2 protein-coding genes are annotated in these 2,625 nt (G+C 57.7%); both read right to left on the bottom strand.

Going from position 1 to position 2,625, the window contains the following annotated elements:
* The coding region (locus PROAA_RS04855; protein ID WP_186410261.1) for a hypothetical protein at positions 1–240 on the bottom strand (240 nt) is incomplete at its 3' end.
* A gap of 43 nt (positions 241–283) precedes the next feature.
* A partial coding sequence (gene dnaE / locus PROAA_RS04860; RefSeq protein ID WP_186410262.1) for a DNA polymerase III subunit alpha occupies positions 284–2,625 on the bottom strand: 2,342 nt, incomplete at its 5' end.

A 2,625-nucleotide genomic window follows, 5' to 3' on the forward strand; every position in this document is an offset into this window, starting at 1 on the left:
TACCTTGCCGGCAACGAAACTGACGCTGATGCCGTGCTGCTCATCACCCCAGACGCAGCTGCGAACGCCGAGCACTTCGTCGCAACGTGCCGGCTCGCCGATGAGCTGCCTGACCTCGTCGTAGGACTGTCCTATCTGGAGCTTGTTGTAGTTCTCGATGCTGATCGTATGCCCGCAGGCATTCAACAGCAGGCTGGATGCCAGCAGAAAAGCCGCCCGGCTCAAAGCATTGAAATGCATATCAGTCCTCTCCGTAAACCTGCACCGGATAACTCAACAGCGCTCAACTGTACTCGACATTGACATTGTCGCTGCTCAGCCAGTCGCCCAGCGCGGTCAGCAAATCGTCTTCGAGTCGTACCCGGCTGGTTTCACCCAGCGACAATTCACAGACTGCATCCGCGTTCCGGTAGGCGAGTCGAACAGGGCAATTGCCTGGGGTAAAGGGCACAAGCAAGGTATGCAGGCGCTGCACCGCAGCTCTTGCATTTGGGCCGCTTGCCTGGCCGTTGAGTGATAGACGCAGATGCCTGGCAAACCGTCCGCGTGCCTCGGCCAGCGTCAACAGTCGATCGGCGATTACGCGCACCTTGCCTTCGCCTGCAAAGTCATCGCGCTGCACCTTGCCCTCGATGATCAATACCTCGTCATCCTTGATCTTGGCGCGTTCGGCTTCAAAGATTTCGTTGAATACGGAAACCTCCAGAGATGTCGTGCCGTCATCGAGTTGCACAAACGCCATCTTTCCGCGCGAAGTAATTTTGGTGCGCACACCGACCACGAGACCGGCCAGCAGTTGCGGCTCTTTGCCGGCCTTTAGAGCAGCGAGCGGTTTGCGCGCGAAGCGCGAAACCTCGGCTTGATAGGCATGGAATGGGTGCCCCGAGAAGAAATAACCGAGTGCCAGTTTTTCTTCGCCAAGTCTGGTCCGTTCTTTCCAGCGCGAAACTTCACGGTACTTTGGTCCGTGTTCGGTGTGAGTCGCACTGTCGAACACGTCAAACAGGCTAACCTGCATGGCGTTGCGCTCGGCTTGTTCGGCGGCCTCCATGGCGATTCCGGCTGAAGCCATCAGACGCGCCCGGTGATCGTCCAGCGAATCAAAGGCGCCAGCGCGAATCAGGGCTTCAACGGTGCGCCGATTGACCATGCGTTTGTCAACGCGTTGGCAGAAATCAAACAGATCCTTGAAATCCCCCGAACACTGACGCGCCTTGAGAATCGAGTTGACCGCCTGCTCGCCCGTGCCCTTGACGGCGCCCAGACCATAGCGGATGGTTGTGCGATCAACCGGAGTGAAGCGGTATTCCGAGGTGTTGATATCCGGCCCGAGGACGGTCAATTTGTTGGCAATGGCATCGTCGTAAAACGACTTCACCGAGTCGGTGTTGTCCATGTCCGATGACAAGGTTGCCGCGATGAAGGCCGAACAATGATGCGCCTTGAGCCAGGCCGTGTGATAGGTGACCACGGCATAGGCCGCTGTGTGCGACTTGTTGAAGCCATACTCGGCGAACTTCTCCATCAGATCGAAAAGCTGCATGGCGAGCTTTTCGTCGTAGCCCTTGTTCTTCGCCCCCTCGCGCATCAGGTCGCGATGCAAAGCCATGTCCTCGGCCTTCTTCTTGCCCATCGCACGGCGCAGCAGATCGGCGCCACCGAGGGTGTAACCGCCGATGATCTGGGCGATCTGCATCACCTGTTCCTGGTACACGATGACGCCGTAGGTCGGTTCCAGACAGCCTTTCAGGTCGTCGATAAAGTAATCGATCTTTTGCTGACCCTTCTTGCGCAGAATGAAGTCATCGACCATGCCTGAGCCGAGCGGGCCGGGACGGTAGAGCGCGAGTACGGCGATGATGTCCTCGAAGCGGTCGGGAGCCAGCTTCTTGAGGAGTTTCTTCATCCCATCGGATTCGACCTGAAAAATCGCCGTGGTGTTGGCGTCCTTGAGGATCTGGTAGGCGCGGGGGTCGTCGAAGGTGAGTGCGTCGAGGTCGGGACGTGCACCGGTGAGCTTTTCGACGTAATCGACCGCAAGCTTGATGATGGTCAAGTTGCGCAGACCAAGAAAGTCGAACTTCACCAGTCCGATTTTCTCGACATCGTCCTTGTCAAACTGCGAGACCACCGAGCCGCCGCCATCGGCTGAATAGAGCGGGCAGAAGTCGGTGAGCTTGCCCGGTGCGATGAGCACGCCACCAGCGTGCATGCCGACGTTTCGTGTCAGATCTTCGAGTCGCGCAGCGAGATCAAAAAGGTCGCGCACCTCCTCGCCTTCTTCGATCTTCGCCTTGAGCTGCGGCTCGGCTTCGATGGCTTTGGCAAGCGACAAGGGTTTGTTCTGTTCGACCGGAATCATCTTCGAGAGCTGATCGCAGAAGTTGTACGGCAGGTCGAGTACGCGCCCGACATCTCGAATCACCGCCTTCGACGACATGGTTCCAAAGGTGGCAATCTGCGACACCGCTGCCGCGCCATACTTCTCACGTACGTATTCGATGACCCGCCAGCGCTTGTCCTGGCAGAAGTCGATATCGAAGTCGGGCATCGATACCCGTTCCGGATTCAGAAAGCGCTCAAATAGCAGTGCGTATCGCAGCGGATCGAGATCGGTGATTCCCA

This window comes from Candidatus Propionivibrio aalborgensis (genome assembly GCF_900089945.1).
GTDB classification, from domain to species: domain Bacteria; phylum Pseudomonadota; class Gammaproteobacteria; order Burkholderiales; family Rhodocyclaceae; genus Propionivibrio; species Propionivibrio aalborgensis.